This is a genomic window from Aminobacter sp. P4_D5 (genome assembly GCF_056401815.1).
On sequence record NZ_JBFUIP010001453.1, the window covers coordinates 1 to 509 of the forward strand.

General features: G+C 74.5%; 1 protein-coding gene. It reads right to left on the reverse strand.

What is annotated here, in order from left to right:
* Positions 1 to 475: 5-formyltetrahydrofolate cyclo-ligase (locus tag AC1DWF_RS38925; protein WP_476843720.1), on the reverse strand; the 475-nt coding region annotated here is incomplete at its 3' end.
* Positions 476 to 509 lie beyond the last annotated feature (34 nt).

Here is a 509-nt window from a genome sequence, read left to right on the forward strand (position 1 = left end):
CGGGCGCGATGACGATATCGGGCACGAGTTCCGCGCCCTCGGCCGGAATGGGGATGTTCCAGACGCCGCGCGCCAGGGGAGCGCCGGGCCGCCATTCCCGGAAGACCAGGGGCCGGGCCTTCTCCACCACCACGGGCAGGGCGCAGCGGGCGCCTCGGGCGTGGACGCGCTCCAGCCAGCCGCGCAGGTCGGGCTCTCCGCGAAACGGCCAATAGGCGCTGACGATGCGGCCGGCGACCTCGCCGATGGTTTCGTCGAGCCCGGCGGCGATGCGCCCGGTCTCCTGCCCGCGGGTCTCGGGATCCACGGCGAGGCGGAGCGCGATCAGCCGCTCGCGCTCGGCCTTGCGCCAGCGGGCGACGTCGCGGCGCTGCTCCGCATCGGGCTCGGGCGCATGGCCGAGATAGTCGGGATCGACCTCGTGGAGGAAGCAGGCCGGCGAGGCGTAGTCGCGGAACTCCGGCGGCTTGCTCACGGCGGCGCGTCGCGGCGGAACCGCTCATCCTTGC